The sequence below is a fragment of the Pseudomonas sp. RA_15y_Pfl2_54 genome, from assembly GCF_963971015.1.
Classification (GTDB): domain Bacteria; phylum Pseudomonadota; class Gammaproteobacteria; order Pseudomonadales; family Pseudomonadaceae; genus Aquipseudomonas; species Aquipseudomonas baetica_A.
Genome location: NZ_CAXAPN010000044.1, coordinates 24,462 through 40,418, shown reverse-complemented (window position 1 = coordinate 40,418; position 15,957 = coordinate 24,462). Strand labels below are relative to the sequence as shown.

The following is a 15,957-nucleotide window of genomic DNA, read 5'->3' as shown; positions in this document are numbered from 1 at the left end:
TTCGAGCACTACAACGAGCAGCATCCACACAGCGCCTTGAACTATCGCTCTCCGAGGGAGTTCAGGCGCTTAGCGGCAGCATCAATTTAACGGGGAGTTGGTGTCCGGTTTGGTAGGGGCAAGTCCAGAGACTGGAAATAGCCCACCTTCTAAAATGGCCCCAATGCGTTTTCGGTTTGGAATACCAAGATCGGTGGTGGTGCCAGCTAGCGTCCGCTCGAAGCCGACCTGATCAAAGTATTTGATGAAATAGCGCTTGTCTTTCCACAGCGGCAATAACGGGCTTAGAAGGCCACGCCTCCTAACCCACCTGTAGAAACTGATGCAATTACGCATGTATTCGGAGGCCGTGGCGGGACTGATATGACCAGCATCGCGAGCCTTGATAAGCGCCCCACGGTACTGAACAAGACAACGATCAGCCTTTCGAGACGGAAACTCAAACCACTGAAGCCCGCGACCCTCCAAAAACTTCGCGTAGTTCAACAGCCCATTCAGGTTGCTAGAAACGGTCTTAAGGAGTGCCTCACCATTGGTGACTCTCTCCATAGCCCAGAGATTGGCTTCTCTCCAAGGCAAGCCGTCTTCCCAGAATATTTGTGGTAATCCTTCGATCACTACACGGGAGCTATTCAGCGAGTAGGTAATCAGGCGGTCTTTGACAGAAAGGTCATGCGGACTGAAGTGAATGTGTTCGACGGTAGGCAAGTGGAATCTCTGTAAGAGCAAGCGTCAATGTCCATGGAGACAAGATCTACGTTTGGGTGTCCACAGTATGCAACTTATTCTTATCGATGCTGTAGACCTCGAGCGCTGGCACCATCGATTCGATAATGGTCATGACGCGTTCGCTCATGTCGCCGTACAGAGCGTAATTACTGCTGAAGGCCACGATTCCATGCCGGCGTAGATGGTCTTTGATCTGGAAGTACGGCTGCCCCATCTTCACAAACGGTTTGGCGTCGTAGCTGCGTGCAATCACGCAGCCATCGTTGTTGGACAGCACCACGATGGGCGTTCGCGCCAGGTCGGGCCGGAAAACCCGCTCGCAACTCGCGTAAAACGAATTGCAGTCAATCAGAGCGAAGACAGGTTCAGGTGTTGTCATGATTGCGAACGCTGTATTTCACGACACCCCAGATCACGAGCTCATCGCCCTCCATTACATGCCTTGCCGGATATTTTGGGTTCTCCGATAAAAGCATCACGGCGTTCTCACGCAGAAGCAGGCGCTTGCAGAATGGCTCTGAGTTCAGCGCCGCGATGACGATATCGCCACTGACCGCATCAACGCTGCGATCGACGACCACCAGATCCCCTGAATAGATGCCGGCGCCCTGCATGCTGTCTCCATCAATTCTCACCAGGTACACATGCGGCGCGCGGATATCGAACAGCTCATCGAGGGAAATGTGCTTTTCGATGTGATCAGCCGCTGGTGAGGGGAAGCCCGCCGGCACCCTGGATGAATAGAGGGGCAGTTTCCTGCCGCCAGACGCGAGAGGGCCGAGAATGGTGATGCTCATGATGCAAGCCTTAGGGGTTGACTGTACGTATATACAGTTAACGATTTGGTTCACTTGCGGTCAATCTCTTAGGTACGACAATTCGACGGGTGACATCATGTGCGGACGCTATTCGATCTACGAATCGATGGATCACTACCTCAAGGAGCTTGCGCCAAAGCAGCTGGTGATCAATGGCTATGACCTCTGGCCTGTCGAGCGTTACAACGTCGCGCCGTCTACGCGGGTGGAAATTATCCGGCCAGCGGGAGAGGGCTTGAGTGTCGATAAGGTTAAATGGGGATGGGCGCCGTTCTGGGCGAAAGGAAAGCGGCCTGACCCAATAAACGCGAGAGTCGAGACTGTCATGACCGGGAAATTTTTCAATCAGCTCTGGCCAAATGGTCGCGTACTCGCGCCGGCGAACGGGTGGTTCGAATGGGTCAAGGACGAAGATGATCCAAAGAAAAAACAGCCCTATTTCATAACACTGAAAGAGCAGATTCCGATGTTCTTTGCGGGTTTAGCTGAGGTGCATGAAGGGCTGGAACCGGACGAGCGGAACGGTTTCGTCATCATCACTGCCACGAGCGATGAGGGCATGGTCGATATCCACGACCGTAAACCTCTGGTTCTGGCACCTGAGCACGCTCGCGAATGGATTGATCCTGAAACTTCAGTTGAACGAGCGAAGGAAATCGCGATGGAGCACTGCAGGCCTGCTACCGATTTTCACTGGTACAAGGTTGGCAAGGATTTAGGCAACGTTCGTAACCAAGGCCCGCATTTAATTCAGCCCCTCTCGCTGGTCGAAGACGTCGATGACTGATTTCAGCAACAGTCTGAGAGCCGGCGTATCGGCAGCTGCGCGCCAGCGAACTGGGGGTATGGGGATGAGGAGGGGAATAAGGTTCTTCCATGTGCGGCCATCTGAATGTAAAAGCAGCCAGATTAGTCATGGAATTCCCGTCGTTTATTCGTACGTTACCGCTTCAATCGTTGATTGTCCGATCTCAATCAGGGACGGATTCCACCAGCATCTAGCCGGGTGACCTGCCAGCAGTTGGAACGACCCCATGTACCCTGAAGTCTACCTGTAACTGTTTATAGGTAAGGTACAGAGCAATGGATAAGACAATCACAGTCGATCAACTGGCTACCACCGACCTAAGATCAATCAACGAGATATGGCTCGGCGAGACTCATACCCAGCTATGCCTTTGGCGTGGCGAACAAGTCTTCACCCACGAGATGATGAGCGAGGGCACCCACGATCAGAATGTCAGACGCTTGTGCTTGCAATTGGTCAACCCTGAAGATCAAGCCGCAGTTGCCAGCGTTGAGTTGATCGTGCGCGAGCAGCTAAAAAGGATGGGGAAGGAGGGCGAGTTTTATCCGGCAGAGGAGGCGGATACTCATCAATAAGAAAAGGAGCATCGGCCATTTACAAGTCATCAACCCAAGATCTATTGTCGCTTGGAAACCGATATTTATATCGGTTGGCCGGGTGAAATACCTCAGGCGCAACTACCTGTAAGTGCGGGCCATGATTTATGGTGTAACCTTCTAGTATCACTCCCATCGAGAATCATTTATGTCAAAACTTGCCGAATTCCGCCAGCTTGAAAAACACCTCGCCGAACAGCTCCAAGCGCTCGAAGCCTTGAAGGGTGATGCTGGTCTCAAGAAAGAAATAGAATTCGAAACGAAGCTGCGCGATTTGCTCGCAAAATACGGCTACAGCCTGAAAGACGTGATCAATCTGCTTGATCCGCAAGCAGGTCGTCGCGCTCCAGCTATCGAGTCCAAAGCTGGCAGTCGCAAGCCTCGCCAGTTGAAGGTTTATAAAAATCCGCATACCGGCGAAGTCGTAGAGACCAAAGGCGGTAATCACAAAACGCTCAAAGAATGGAAAACAAAGCACGGCGCTGCGACCGTAGAGTCTTGGCTGACTAAGTGATTTCGGTTGAGTACAAGAGGCCCTTTGAGGGCCTTTTTCAAAGGTGCTCATAACCTTTCTGTGAATTACCAAATCAAACAGCCCGGTTGAGGATGCTTACAAGCGTTTGGATTTTTAATGTTCCATCAGAATGACTTGTTCATTAACCGGCTTGATGGTTGGCGCCTGCAGCAGACAGAGCCAAATCAGGCGCGCGTTGAAGGGGGCTTGGAGGGACGTGAAACCGCTCGGGTGAACGAGTGTTTGCAGTTCACGTTTTTGCTGAAGACACCAGACAGCGATCATTAGCTCAGAGTACGTGCGAGGCATATATTCGGCCATAAACGGGGGGCAGCATTTGGCAGCGTATGCAGACTCTCAACATGGATCAGGTAGGCCGGGGTGGAGGTCAGTAAGTCAAGTGTGTCTTCTGCTCTTTCCAGAAGCTTCAAGCATGTGCTGTGGGCCAGCCCCAGCGCTTCGGCACCTGGCAAAGACTGAGGTATGTCGTCTCTATAAGCAGCGGCTGGCGAACGCCTCAATGTACCGATAGGCTTGCTAGCGGAAAGATGTCTCTGGCTTCTACGATTGTACGACCACCTTCTTGGCGGGCTGCATTTAGCATGGCCTTGCCGATACTCTCCGTTGTCACGATAGCGCTAGGCGCTATCCAGCGGATCAGCGACAGCAAGGGGCTGGCCAGGTAATAGAAATAACGGTAAGACGGTGTTTTTGAGCGGAGCCTCTGGAGAGGCTGAATGATTCCCGGGCGAAAGAGGTACACGCCTTTGAAGGGCAGTTTCTTCAGGGCGTTTTCAGTCTTGCCTTTCACCCGCGCCCACATGCTGCTCCCTTTTTCACTGCTATCCGTACCCGCTCCCGATACGTAAACAAAGGTCATTTGCGGATTCCAGCGTGAGAGCAGCCGGGCAGCATGCACCGTCACCCCGTAGGTGATTTGGCTATACGCTTCTTCGCGCATGCCGGAAGACGAAACACCTAGGCAGAAGAAGCAGGCGTCAAAACCCTGCAACTCATCACTAAGACTCTCCAGCCCCATGAGATCGGCCTGTACCAGCTGTTTCAGTTTAGGATGAGCAAGTTCAACGAGCGAGCGCCCCACTGCAGTGACATGGCTAACATCAGGCGCGACAAGACTTTCGCGCAGTGCGCCCTGGCCCACCATGCCTGTGGCACCGAAGATCAATAGCTTCATTCAGAAATCAACTCCTGATTGCGCTCACGCCAGATTGCAGGCGTGTTACTCTCCCATTGCCGGAAGGCACGAAAGAACGAGTTCTGATCCTCATAACCCAGCATGTAGGCCACTTCCATGAGGCTCAGTGTCGGATCGGTCAGATACTCAAGCGCTAGTTGGTGACGTGTCTCGCCGAGCAAGCCTTGGAACGTAAGCCCCTCGTCGGTCAGTTTGCGCTGCAATGAGCGCTCGCTCATGGCCAGCTCAGCGGCGACCGAGCGAACATCGGGCCGGCCAGCGGTCAGCCTACAACGCAGCACCCACTTGATCTGCTCGGCCAGGCTGAGACTGAGCGCCTGTTGTTGTAGGCGTCGATCCAGCTCAGGAAGAAGAATATCGAGCAGCTCTGCGTTGTAGCTCACGAAGGGCTTGTCCAGATCGGAGCACCGCAGTGTAAGACAGTTACGCTTTGCGGCGAAGCGCACTTTGCAACCGTAATAGCTCTCGTAAAGTGCACGCGAACCCTCCGGGCGCATCAGCTCGACTGCCGCAGCGGTCAGACCTTGTGCGGTGCCACGCTTGCCTAATTCGAATAGCGAGGCCAGCGTTGCATCCACCAGTGCAGATGGCACCTCACGCTCATCGGCATGCAACCAATTCACCACAATTTCGCAGTTCTGGTTTCGCTCCTGCAGTATCAGCTCCTCAGGTGCACATAGGCGTTTGAAGCGCGCCACGCGCTGCAAAGCATCGCGGAAGTCCCGAGCATGGTAGGCCGCTAGAAATGCGGTCGGCATCGCACCGCCCTCTAGTCCCGTGGCGAGACGCAAGCCAATAGCAGGGTCATTGCTAATGTCCACCAACGAACGCCAGAGACCGCAGAACTGTGCCGTTGAAATCGGCGCTCCATCGCGGACGGAAGCAATCGGTAGCTGAGCAGCTCGCTCGACATCTGCACGACTGATTCCGACGCCGCTCAATCCCGCCCACAACGCATCGGGAATCCTAATTTTGTCCGGCACAGTATTTTTCATCTGATCACTTAGCCTGGAAGCCGCCATCGACATTGAGCACATGGCCGGTCACAAAACTTGACTCGTTGCCCAGTAGCCAGCAGATGGCATTGGCCACCTCGGCAGGATTTCCGACTCGCTGCATCGGATGCATTGCTTCCAACTCAGCCAGATTGCTGTTCAGTTGCTCCGCAATGATGTCCGTTCGGATCGCCCCAGGTGCTACCGCGTTGACACGAATGCCTTGAGCTGCGTGATCCAGAGCAGACGACTTGGTCAGTCCAACGACGGCATGTTTAGTAGCAGCGTAGGTGCCGCCCCATGGGATGCCATTCAATCCAGCGATGGACGCCAAGTTGACAATGGAACCGCCTCCCTGCCTGAGCATTTGTGCAATCTCAAATTTCATGCAGAAGTACAGGCCCATCACGTTGATATCGAGCATGTCGCGGAAGTTGTCAGTTTTGGACTGATCCAATGTGCAGTATTCCTTGAAAATACCTGCGTTGTTGACGGCCATATCCAGACGTCCGAACTCAGCCACGATACCTGAGATCATAGCTTGGACGGCCTTCTCGTCAGACACATCGTTGCGTACAAAGCGCACCTTAGCGCCATGCTGGGCAATTGTGGCGATCTCATTTACTGCGATATCACCTGCTTCCTCGCGACGCCCGCTGATGATTACGCTGGTGCCTTGAGAGGCGAGCTTCAGGGCAACAGCTTTTCCGATGCCGGTAGCACCGCCGGTGATGAGAGCGACTTGATTGGACATTTCAGACCTCTTTGAAGTGGTGAGAAGAGTCGCTCTAACCTACGCTGCGCTCCTAAGTCAGGATATGCACAATGCGCCAAACCACTCGCAGACTGCGCCAAATATCTTTGTGATTCGGATAGCAGGCAGTCGTTACCGTTCTGAATGCGATCTAACAAGAGGGCTTCCGGGATTCTCGTGCGGGTTTCTGCCGGGACGTAGCCAGCACGATGCGCTGGATGCGTTAATGGTCGTTCTGAAGGGCCAGATGGTGAACTGGATATCAGATGCGGATATCACGTAATTCTTTGATGCCAGAGGAACCGGCTTCAGTCGTCGCGATATGGGCGCCTTGCCGACCTCTATATCCCAGGCCCAGAACCGCTCATCCCTACCCAGTAGGACGCCTCGCGTCACGTACTGATGCAGAAGCCATTTGGGTATTCCGCACGTACGGATCTGTGCGGGGGACAGGTAACTGTCATCCCTACCGCAACCAGTGGTTCGCGTTTGACGCATCATGCCGCTCAGCCCCGGCAGTCCTCGACAATCGTCAATTTCGAATAAGCGAGTGGAGGCACCAGTCAATAAACCCGCGTATATTAGGATGGCTATTAGCACCAGCTGGCCACAGGACATAATAGCCAAGTTCTGATTCGATCGTCGTGTCTGGAAGTGGGTTGATCAGCGTCCCGTTCGCTATCTCGCGACTCACGAGATGATCCCAACCCAACGCAATGCCGTGCCCCTGTGTTGCGGCTTCGATCACTAGGGGATAACTGTTGACGGTTAGACCCTTTGTGACAATGGCCGTGTTGACGCCATTCCGGTCGAGCCATTGCCGCCAGCTCATCCAGTTCCAGTGCTCATCCTCGAGTTCGATGAGCTTGTGTTCTGAGAGATCGCTGGCCTTTTGAAGTTCGGGACTGTTCTTAAAATATTTCGGACTGCAAACCGGAAAGATACGCTCGAGAAAGAGTTTCTCCGCATGGAATCCGTGCCACATGCCGTCGCCAAAAATGATCGCCGCATCGACATCGGTCGTCAAACAGATCTTCTCGACGTCCGAAATCATCAAGCGCGGCGTGATTTGCGGGAAGGCGGCGGTTAATTCGGGGAGCTTCGGCATTAGAAGCATATTGCCGATTGCTTGGTCGCATCCTATTGTCAGGACGCTTCCATCTCCCTTAGCCCGCAGATCAGTGGTCGCGCTGGCGAGGTTTGCGAGCGTTGTCGCGACCACATGCTGGAAGTTGCGCCCTTGTGGGGTAAGGCTCACCGAACGATTGTCTCTGATGAATAGCTGCACCCCCAAGTAGTTCTCGAGGGATCGAATCTGCTGACTGATAGCAGCTTGAGTGAGATGTAGCTCCAGCCCAGCTTTCGTAAAACTTAGGTTCCGAGCCGATGCTTCGAACGCGATCAACGGATCCAGCGGAGGAAGCTTTTGTCGATAATTCTTCATAAGTTTTATTTATCCAATTGCCTAAATAATGGCTGTTGGGCAGGCCGGAAGTATTAAATTATATTGTCCGAAAGAGGTATTCAAATCAACTGAAACCACTCGAACTTGATCAACTCGAGCAGGAGAAATAGTGTGCGGCGGCGCAGAATCGAACAGCTTTAGATGAGAATTCATCGCGATAGTGTGGAGCGCTCCCTCAGCGACTGAGGAACTGATTATGAGGTATTTTAAAATCTCGAAAATAAGTGAAGAAACGGCGTCTATTCGAAGCTTTTCGCTCGTAAATCCTTTGGCAGATATGCCGCTGCCGGAGTTCTCGGCGGGGGCGCATATCACGGTGCGCGCCCCCGAGACCATAAGTAGGCAGTACTCGTTAGCAAATACCCCTGGCTCATCGGATCATTACTTAAACTCGGTTCTCAGGGGGCAGGAAGGACGTGGCGGTTCGCATTGGATACATGAAAGCTTAAGATCGGGGATACTATAGAGGTAGAAGACCCTGCCAATAATTTCAGATTCGACGAATTGGCGGGCGAGGTTATTCTTATTTTCGGCTGCATCGGTATAACTCCTATCCTGTCGATGGCTAGACGCCTGCAACAAATCGGGTCAAGTATAATTTATATTATTGCGCGCGCTCAATTCAGGAGACTGCACACTAGAACGCTATAGTAAATTCGCCCCTGTGCGATAATTTAACGCTCATTCACAAAACATCACTGAGTCGACAGCCATCCCGATAACCGGCAGGTGCGACGCAGTACTTCGCTCACTACCATTTTTCACGCACAGTTCTTGGCATAACCACACAGTAGCCTTCTGCCTACATCCGAGGGTGGACGCTTTTCGTGCGGCGAGATTGCCACGGGGATACGTGTACACCACTAATTGCCTCACACAACCACACGCAAGCCTTGATCGTCTTAAAATACCTGCTAACAGCATTGCCCATTGTTTCCCGAAGAGCCTGCGTGAGCGGTTTCACGTACTGACGCACGAAATTAGGCAGTCAATCAACGATGTCCCGCAATGGTTTTCAACACCCGCGATCATCCGCCAGCTGCGGGGTCGACGGCGAGACTACCGCCATCAGGCCGGCTATAACGACCAAGAAGGTGCCCACTTGCATCAGGACACCATAGGGTTCGTCTGCAAACAATGCTGCGGAAACGGCACCAACGGCCACCTCTATCATCATATAAATTCCGAGCCGTGTTGGCTCCAAGAAGCGCGCAGCCCACAGGAACCCGGTGAGCGCGACCGCCCACCACCCTATTCCAATGATGATGATAGCCAGAATACCAGTGCCGTAGTCGATTGAAGGCTTCGCCTCCAGGCTAGGGCCCTCCATCACACAAGCCAAAAGTACCGCGGACAAAAGGGCGCCGATGCTGAAGATGAAGTTGCTGCTGGAAGGGTCGAGACGTGAGTGCGTGTACATGCCAGTGCTTGCGACCGACCACAGGACGCCACCAGCGAGGCCAAGCCAGTCGCCGATTTCGCGCGGCAATGGGATGCCGGTATTGCCACCCTGTAGAACCAAGAATATTCCGACCATACCGATAGCGATCGCCGCGTAACGTGCCAGGGAGGTCTCCTGTTTGAACCATAAGCGTGCGATTAGAATGCTCCATACCGGCGTCAAGTAATATAAGACCACCACTACTGCGACATTTCCATACAACAGGCCAGCTGAATAAAGCGTGAATGATGCCCCGCCGATACCGGTAGATAGGAGAGCGTAACGGTTGGATGAGTAAAGGGATGTCCGGTAACGCCAAGCGGCGGGCGCCAGAGCCAAGCAGGCTACAATCACCACGTACACGGTGCCCCAGACACCAGCACCAATGGATGCTTCTATATAGCGGGCCGGTATCCAATATACGCCCCACATGACGGGAACTAGGAGCGCGACCGAGTGCGCTGTAATCAACTTTCGTGTAGATACTGCGCTCATTCGATACTCTCCATAGACGTCACTGTGACTATAAAGTGTCTAAAACCCTGCGCTCGTTAGTCAGTTCGCCTGCTCAGGCACCCCTTTCCGTGTTGAATCATTACAGCTCCGATGAGCACGATTTTCTCAGAGTTAAAAAGCAAGATAAAATGCCCCCTCGGGAATAAACAGCCAGACGCTCAAGCAGATAATGCTATTCAAGAGGAGCAGTTCCAACAGCAGGAGCATTCAAGTCAGATGGTCTCCCACTGCTACCAATAGAGGAGATGAATTTTTGTTAAATACCGCTTGTCTGGGTTGGTAAAGGGTTGCGCACACAGCGAGCAAATGGATAAAAACATATTACATATCCACGCCCGCTGTATCGGCCTAGTTACTGGATTCCAATTTTGAGTCCAAGAGCATTGACCACCAGGCTCTGGAAGTGGTGTACCGGCGCTTCGGTCACCTGGACACGATCACCTCCAACGACGAAGCGTCCTTGATTGTATCCAATGGATTTCAGCCCTCTCTGCACGTTCTCACAAATAGGGATATCTTCCGCGTACTGCAGCGTATCGCGCTGGAATTTGATAGTGCCTTCCAACTCCTCGCTAACGGTTCCGTCCTTCGTGAACCAGTCGTGGCGCTCATAGGATGTCGTTGGAGTGAGCGGGTCGACACGCATAACCGAGAGTTGTTCTTCGCCCGGATAAACCCAGATCGTGAGATTGGGCCACAGGAACCACCCACCGTAACCGTCGATGTCGTTTCCGCTCACCTGATAGGCCGCGCTGTCACGAGTTGTCCGAGTGGAACAGTGACTGGTGAATATTCCATTGGAATAGGGGTTGTAGGCTTCATCGCCGAAATCGACCAGTACCGAAAAGTCTTTGTGCGCAACAGCGCAGTGGTAGCATTCTTGGAAATTCTCGACCAAAATCTTCCAGTTCGCCTGCGGCTGGAATTCTTGGCAGTCGGCATACACAAGGTCATCGGCATTAGGCACGTAGCTGCGAATTTCCTTTTCCAACTCTGGAGCCTGCTCACGCAGAGGCACTGCTTGGCCATCCAAGTTGACAAAGACCATGCCACAGAATTCTTCCAGCGCAACCTCTTTGAGCGAGAACTCGCTTTTGTCGAAGTCTTCGATGGATCCCGTTTCGCGTGCTGCGCGCAAAGTACCATCGAGGTCATACGTCCAGGCGTGGTAGGGGCAGACAATCATTTGCGCCTTGCCACACCCTTTGAGCAGTTCATGTCCGCGGTGTTGACACACATTGTGAAATGCCCGAATTTTCTCATCTCTGCCCTTTACTATGATCACATTCTGATCATGAACTAACTCTGTGACATAGTCGCCCGGCTTAGCGACGCGGCTTTTGTGACAGACATAGACCCAGTTCTTATAGAAAATCGCTGCTTTTTCCTGTTCAAATATGTCTTGGTCGTAGAAGTAGCGTGCCGGCAGTGTGTGCGACTTGCTCGGATCTTCAATAAACGGTTTGTCTTGGTCTTTTTTATAGAACTTATTTGCAGACATGACCTGTCCTCTCAATTAGTTTAGGCTGTTACGGCTTCGATAAGTCTTCGGTCGTTGATGCACAGGTGTAACGCTATAGACGTTGAGGAAAGAGCCTCTGGAGGCCTGTGGCACCGCACAAACCAATAGTGCCCATGCGCCGCGCCGCCGACAAACAATGTTATTCAGGGCAGATGGATAAGCGTTCGTTATGTCAAAGCATTAAGTTCTCGATTCTATGTACATAGACGCGCAATGTGCTACCGCGTGGGACTAAGTCCCGCTGGGCGCAGCACCACCTATCGAGATGAAAATTTGCGGAAATATTCATCAGTCAGATGAACTTGATCGCTGTTCCGGACACTGCAGAAGGCCGTTAAGGAAAGCGAGCGGGTTAGTACCGATCCAATAAGCTTCCCACGGATTGATCTCGAACATTGAGTTTGACTGTGATGACCTATTGCCGGAGCAGGCAGGGCTGGCCGCGGCGAAAATATATCCGGATTTGAAATTAGCCTGTCCGGTGTGTTCGCCGGGGTCAAGAACTCTTTCCCAGCTTTGTCCCTCAAATTGTCGTTAGCCAGGGATGTCCATCGACAGTTACCATTCAGGCCCGTTCTGCGGTTGCATCGTACAGCCGTAGCGTATGCTGATGGGTATCAAGGAAACTGCCGTGCGTTATGACCTGACCAGCCTGGATATTTTCATTACCGTCGCCGAGGAGAGGAACCTAACGCGCGTGGGCCGCATGAAGCACTTGGCTGTTTCCGCTATCAGCAAGCGGGTTTCGGAGCTCGAAAGTCAAGTCGGAGCGCCGCTGTTGGTGCGTAACGCTCGAGGGGTCGATCTCACCCCAGCGGGACAATCGTTGCTGTTCTATGCGCGGCAAGTGAGGCAGACGCTTGCGCAGCTTGATCAGGAGCTTGGCGACTATACAGCTGGCGTCAAAGGCCATCTGCGTATTCATGCAATAACCTCCGCCCTTTCCCAGTTTCTTCCTCAAGACATCGCCCACTTCGTTTCGCTTTATCCGCAAATCAAATTCGACATTGAGGAACGGGTCGGTTCTGCGGTCATTCGGGCGGTCGCGGACGGCCGAGCAGATCTTGGCATTATCGCCAGTCAGACCCATGCTCAAGGATTGGAAGCAATACCCTATCGCAACGATGAACTGACATTGGTTGTACCGGCTGAGCACGCGCTCTCAGGTCGCAAAAGTATCCGTTTCAAGGAAGTGCTGGAACATGAATTCGTCGGGCCTCATCTTGAAAGCTCTATGCACACGCTGCTGACCTCCGAAGCCGAGAAATTGGGGATGGCGCTTAAGCTCAGGATAAGAATCAGCAGCTTCGACTGCATGTGTCGAATGGTCTCTGCGGGATTGGGGCTGGCGGTTTTGCCGCGCAGTGTGATCAATCAATACCTACGCAGCCATAAGCTGAAGGCTGTGACCCTCGAAGAACTTTGGGCCCGAAGATCGTTGCAGTTGGTTGTCAAACGATACGACACCGCCTCACCCACGCTCAAAACCCTGATCGACAATTTAAGATTGCCAGAGCAGTGATCGAGCGTTCTCCTTTGGAGAACGCAGCTTTGGCGAATCATCAATTTTCAGCTATGTGTAGTAGTCCTAGTATCGGCTCATCAGCGGTATAAATCGGCTAGCCCCCGAATCCCGCGACCATTATAAAAAGCCTGAGCGATACGAGAATGACCGAGACTGCCTACGACCTCATCAATCATCTGGTGATCGACGAAGAGCGATTTGCCTACGTCGATCTGACCAAGATGCTTTCCTCAGTACAGCTATCGAAACTTCCCTACTCGATCCGAATCCTGCTGGAAAACGTGGCGCGTTGCTCTCCTGAGGCATTTTCGTCTGTTCTGGCTCGTGCCACTGGCCAAGGCCCTGACTGTGAAGTCCCGTTTCAGCCCAACCGTCTGATGTTCCATGACACGACCTGTCTGCCGGCGTTGGCTGACTTCGCAGGAATGCGCGACGTTGTGGCGGAGCTGGGCGGCGATCCCAAAACCATGAACCCGCTGATTCCAGCCGTGCTGACCATCGACCATTCCGTAATCGTGGAGCATTACGCCGAAGCAGATGCGGTCGAGCAGAATCTGGACATCGATTTTCGCCGCAACAGCGAGCGTTATCGCTTTATCAAGTGGGCGCAGAAGAGCCTGACCAATTTTGGTGTCATTCCTCCAGGTACAGGCATCATCCACCAGATGAACATGGAAGCGCTGGCGCAGGTGGTGTGGGAAAGCACCACTGACGACGGCCAACGCCTGCTGCACCCAGACGACATGGTGGCGACCGACAGCCACACCCCTATGATCAATGCAATTGGTGTCTTAGGTTGGGGCGTTGGCGGCCTGGAAGGTCAGGCAGCCATGCTTGGTGAACCGGTTCCGATTAGCTTTCCAAAGGTCGTGGGTATCCGCGTTACCAATGCGCTGCGTCCAGGTGTAACCGCTACCGACCTGTCGCTGCACGTGGCGGAAATTCTGCGCAAACGTTCGGTCGTCGGTAAATTCGTTGAGTTCACTGGCCCTGGTCTTTCGGGTTTGAGCTGGGCTGCACGAGGCACCGTTTCCAACATGGCCCCCGAATATGGCGCGACCGTGGTGTTCTTCCCGTTCGACAACGAAACGCTTTCTTACTTGGAGCTCAGTGGCCGTTCGCAAGAGCTGTGCCGCAAGGTCGTCAGCTACATGAGCGCGCAGCCTCTCTGGCGTCGTGATGAGCTCGATGAACCGCAATTTGATGAGTTGATCGATCTGGATCTGGCTGATATCGAGCCGAGTGTGGCAGGCCCACACCAGCCGCATCAACGTCAGAAATTATCGAACGCTGCCGCTTCATTCCACCAGGAAGTGATGGGTGAAGGGAAGTTGATCACAGCGTCTGCGCAACAGAGCTTTTTCGAACCATCGTTTGGCCAGCCGATCACCCATGGCGCCGTGGTGATGTCGGCGATCACCAGTTGCACGAACACCGCGAACCCCGCGCAGATGATCCAGGCTGGTTTGCTTGCCCGCAAGGCACGTGAGCTTGGCGTTCAGCGCAAGCCCTGGGTTAAAACTTCCTTGTCCCCAGGCTCTCGCGTTGTCGCGGACTACCTGAAAGAGGCAAACCTGCTCGAAGAATTTTCGGCGCTTGGATTCGATCTGGCAGGTTTCGGCTGCATGACCTGTATCGGTAACTCGGGTTCGCTCGAAGAGCATGTAGACAAGTTCGCAGATCAAGGTCTGAAGGGCGTGGTGGTGTTGTCGGGTAACCGCAATTTCGAAGGGCGAGTGAACCCGAAGATCCCAGCGGGCTACCTGGCTTCGCCGGCGCTGTGTGTGGCTTACGCCATTGCCGGCACCATCGACATCGATCTGCAGTCCGATCCGCTGGCCAGTGATCGTGATGGCAAGCCTGTGTACTTGCGCGATTTGATGCCTTCGGACGCTGAAATTGCCGTGCAAGCTGCCAAGGCCGTGAAGCCCGAATTCTTTCAGCAGCGCCTGGCTAAGGTTTGGGAAGGCACCCACCACTGGCAAGCTTTGACGGCGGAAGGAAGCGTGCAATTTCCTTGGAACCCTGATTCAACTTACCTGCGTCGTCCTCAATACCTGGCTGACATCGCTCGCGAACCTAAGACAAGTCTTGCGATCATCGGCGCTCGTACGCTGATGGTGCTCGGGGACAACGTTACCACCGACCATATTTCGCCTGCCTATTCAATTCCAGCAGATAGCTTGGCTGGACAGTGGTTGCTTGAACGCGGTGAAGCCCCAGCAGACTTGAACCAGTACTCCACCCGCCGCAGTAATCACGAAGTCATGCTGCGAGGTGCCTTCACCAACAAGTCGGTCAAGAACTTGCAGTTGGGTGATGACCAACCAGGGTTGGGAGTGTGGGCCTGGAACGCAGATCACAGCGCCTGTTTGCCGCTCTATGAAGCTGCCAAAAGCTATGCGGCGCTGCAGACGCCAATGGTTGTTTTTGCAGGGAACAACTATGGCGCAGGCTCAAGTCGTGACTGGGCGGCCAAAGCTCAGGCTTTACTCGGAGTCAAGGCGGTTGTGGCGCAGAGCGTAGAGCGCATCCACCGCAGCAACCTAATCGGCATGGGCGTCATTCCACTGCAATTCAAAAACGGGCAGTCGGCAAGCGACCTTGACCTCAAGGGTGATGAGCGCTTTGACTTCATTGGGTTGGATGACCTCGCTGTTGGTGACAACCTAGTGGATCTGGTTATCCATCGCGGTAACGGCGATCTGCAACAGGTCGAACTTGGAGTCCGTTTGGACTCGCTGCAAGAGATTCGTTACCTGATGCATGGCGGTGTTCTCCCGTTCGTCATTCGCAAAGTGGTGGCGCGAACGCAGCACTGATTCGACTCCGGCCTCGCGCAGAGGCCGGGCAAAATGCGATTAACAATAAAAAGGGCGCATCTATGCACGGCGATGATCAAGACGCAGGCTCCCGCTTGCCTGTGTCAAAAGGCGCAACCCGCCGCACTGTACTCAAACAAATGGGCGCTGTAGCCGGAATTTCGGTTCTTGGCGCTCTGTTGCCCGCTGGTCTCGCGCAGGCCGCGAGCCTACTGAATAACAATACTGAGTCTCGG

At 53.5% G+C, this 15,957-nt stretch carries 12 protein-coding genes and 2 pseudogenes; 5 read left to right on the top strand and 9 right to left on the bottom strand.

Features of this window, described 5'->3' with window-relative positions; all coding sequences use genetic code 11:
* Positions 1-120: 120 nt before the first annotated feature.
* From AACY50_RS26000 to AACY50_RS25990, 3 genes and pseudogenes are all read right to left on the bottom strand, one after another.
* A pseudogene (locus AACY50_RS26000) lies at positions 121-729 on the bottom strand (site-specific integrase); the annotation flags it as partial.
* A 58-nt stretch (positions 730-787) separates the two neighbouring features.
* Positions 788-1,108: pseudogene (locus tag AACY50_RS25995) on the bottom strand (Y-family DNA polymerase); the annotation flags it as partial.
* Complete coding sequence (locus tag AACY50_RS25990; RefSeq protein WP_339420457.1) at positions 1,095-1,526, bottom strand: LexA family protein; 432 nt, start codon at positions 1,524-1,526, stop codon at positions 1,095-1,097. The pseudogene AACY50_RS25995 and the gene AACY50_RS25990, both read right to left, overlap by 14 nt.
* A gap of 97 nt (positions 1,527-1,623) precedes the next feature.
* On the opposite strand from AACY50_RS25990, the gene AACY50_RS25985 reads away from it, so the two are divergent.
* From AACY50_RS25985 to AACY50_RS25975, 3 genes are all read left to right on the top strand, one after another.
* Entirely contained in the window at positions 1,624-2,334 is a 711-nt protein-coding gene (locus AACY50_RS25985) for an SOS response-associated peptidase (protein WP_339420458.1), read from the top strand.
* A 296-nt stretch (positions 2,335-2,630) separates the two neighbouring features.
* Positions 2,631-2,930, top strand: a complete 300-nt coding sequence (locus AACY50_RS25980; RefSeq protein WP_339420459.1) for a hypothetical protein — start codon at positions 2,631-2,633, stop codon at positions 2,928-2,930.
* Between the two features lie 169 nt (positions 2,931-3,099).
* Positions 3,100-3,465 (top strand): histone-like nucleoid-structuring protein, MvaT/MvaU family, encoded by a 366-nt coding sequence (locus AACY50_RS25975; RefSeq protein ID WP_339420460.1) that lies wholly within the window; start codon positions 3,100-3,102, stop codon positions 3,463-3,465.
* A gap of 517 nt (positions 3,466-3,982) precedes the next feature.
* Here the strand turns inward: AACY50_RS25975 and AACY50_RS25970 are convergent.
* The 6 genes from AACY50_RS25970 to AACY50_RS25940 form a co-directional block, all read right to left on the bottom strand.
* The gene (locus tag AACY50_RS25970) at positions 3,983-4,660 is read right to left on the bottom strand and encodes an NAD(P)H-binding protein (protein ID WP_339420461.1); all 678 of its coding nucleotides are present in this window, start codon (positions 4,658-4,660) and stop codon (positions 3,983-3,985) included.
* Entirely contained in the window at positions 4,657-5,676 is a 1,020-nt protein-coding gene (locus tag AACY50_RS25965) for an AraC family transcriptional regulator (protein ID WP_339428422.1), read from the bottom strand. Before AACY50_RS25965 ends, AACY50_RS25970 begins: the two co-directional genes overlap by 4 nt.
* Before the next feature lie 4 nt (positions 5,677-5,680).
* Entirely contained in the window at positions 5,681-6,430 is a 750-nt protein-coding gene (locus AACY50_RS25960) for an SDR family NAD(P)-dependent oxidoreductase (RefSeq protein ID WP_339420463.1), read from the bottom strand.
* A gap of 532 nt (positions 6,431-6,962) precedes the next feature.
* Positions 6,963-7,874 carry a LysR substrate-binding domain-containing protein gene (locus AACY50_RS25950; protein WP_339465007.1) on the bottom strand — a complete coding sequence of 304 codons (912 nt, stop codon included), beginning with the start codon at positions 7,872-7,874 and terminating at the stop codon, positions 6,963-6,965.
* A gap of 1,036 nt (positions 7,875-8,910) precedes the next feature.
* Entirely contained in the window at positions 8,911-9,831 is a 921-nt protein-coding gene (locus AACY50_RS25945) for a DMT family transporter (RefSeq protein WP_339420465.1), read from the bottom strand.
* 373 nt (positions 9,832-10,204) lie between these two features.
* On the bottom strand, positions 10,205-11,353 hold the full coding sequence (locus tag AACY50_RS25940) for an aromatic ring-hydroxylating oxygenase subunit alpha (protein WP_339420466.1): 1,149 nt from the start codon (positions 11,351-11,353) through the stop codon (positions 10,205-10,207).
* Between the two features lie 631 nt (positions 11,354-11,984).
* Here AACY50_RS25940 and AACY50_RS25935 point away from each other — a divergent pair.
* Together AACY50_RS25935 and acnA are read left to right on the top strand one after the other, a co-directional pair.
* Positions 11,985-12,896, top strand: coding sequence for a LysR family transcriptional regulator (locus AACY50_RS25935; RefSeq protein ID WP_339428419.1), 912 nt, complete (start codon positions 11,985-11,987; stop codon positions 12,894-12,896).
* Positions 12,897-13,042: 146 nt separating this feature from the next.
* On the top strand, positions 13,043-15,721 hold the full coding sequence (gene acnA, locus AACY50_RS25930; protein ID WP_339539470.1) for an aconitate hydratase AcnA: 2,679 nt from the start codon (positions 13,043-13,045) through the stop codon (positions 15,719-15,721).
* Positions 15,722-15,957 lie beyond the last annotated feature (236 nt).

What these genes read in the sequence shown, in the direction of transcription:
- acnA (WP_339539470.1), top strand. Translation starts at nt 13,043, where the DNA reads ATGACCGAGACTGCCTACGACCTCATCAATCATCTGGTGATCGACGAA.
- AACY50_RS25980 (WP_339420459.1), top strand. Translation starts at nt 2,631, where the DNA reads ATGGATAAGACAATCACAGTCGATCAACTGGCTACCACCGACCTAAGA.
- AACY50_RS25950 (WP_339465007.1), bottom strand. Translation starts at nt 7,874, where the DNA reads ATGAAGAATTATCGACAAAAGCTTCCTCCGCTGGATCCGTTGATCGCG.
- AACY50_RS25945 (WP_339420465.1), bottom strand. Translation starts at nt 9,831, where the DNA reads ATGAGCGCAGTATCTACACGAAAGTTGATTACAGCGCACTCGGTCGCG.
- AACY50_RS25960 (WP_339420463.1), bottom strand. Translation starts at nt 6,430, where the DNA reads ATGTCCAATCAAGTCGCTCTCATCACCGGCGGTGCTACCGGCATCGGA.
- AACY50_RS25940 (WP_339420466.1), bottom strand. Translation starts at nt 11,353, where the DNA reads ATGTCTGCAAATAAGTTCTATAAAAAAGACCAAGACAAACCGTTTATT.
- AACY50_RS25970 (WP_339420461.1), bottom strand. Translation starts at nt 4,660, where the DNA reads ATGAAGCTATTGATCTTCGGTGCCACAGGCATGGTGGGCCAGGGCGCA.
- AACY50_RS25985 (WP_339420458.1), top strand. Translation starts at nt 1,624, where the DNA reads ATGTGCGGACGCTATTCGATCTACGAATCGATGGATCACTACCTCAAG.
- AACY50_RS25990 (WP_339420457.1), bottom strand. Translation starts at nt 1,526, where the DNA reads ATGAGCATCACCATTCTCGGCCCTCTCGCGTCTGGCGGCAGGAAACTG.
- AACY50_RS25965 (WP_339428422.1), bottom strand. Translation starts at nt 5,676, where the DNA reads ATGAAAAATACTGTGCCGGACAAAATTAGGATTCCCGATGCGTTGTGG.
- AACY50_RS25935 (WP_339428419.1), top strand. Translation starts at nt 11,985, where the DNA reads ATGGGTATCAAGGAAACTGCCGTGCGTTATGACCTGACCAGCCTGGAT.
- AACY50_RS25975 (WP_339420460.1), top strand. Translation starts at nt 3,100, where the DNA reads ATGTCAAAACTTGCCGAATTCCGCCAGCTTGAAAAACACCTCGCCGAA.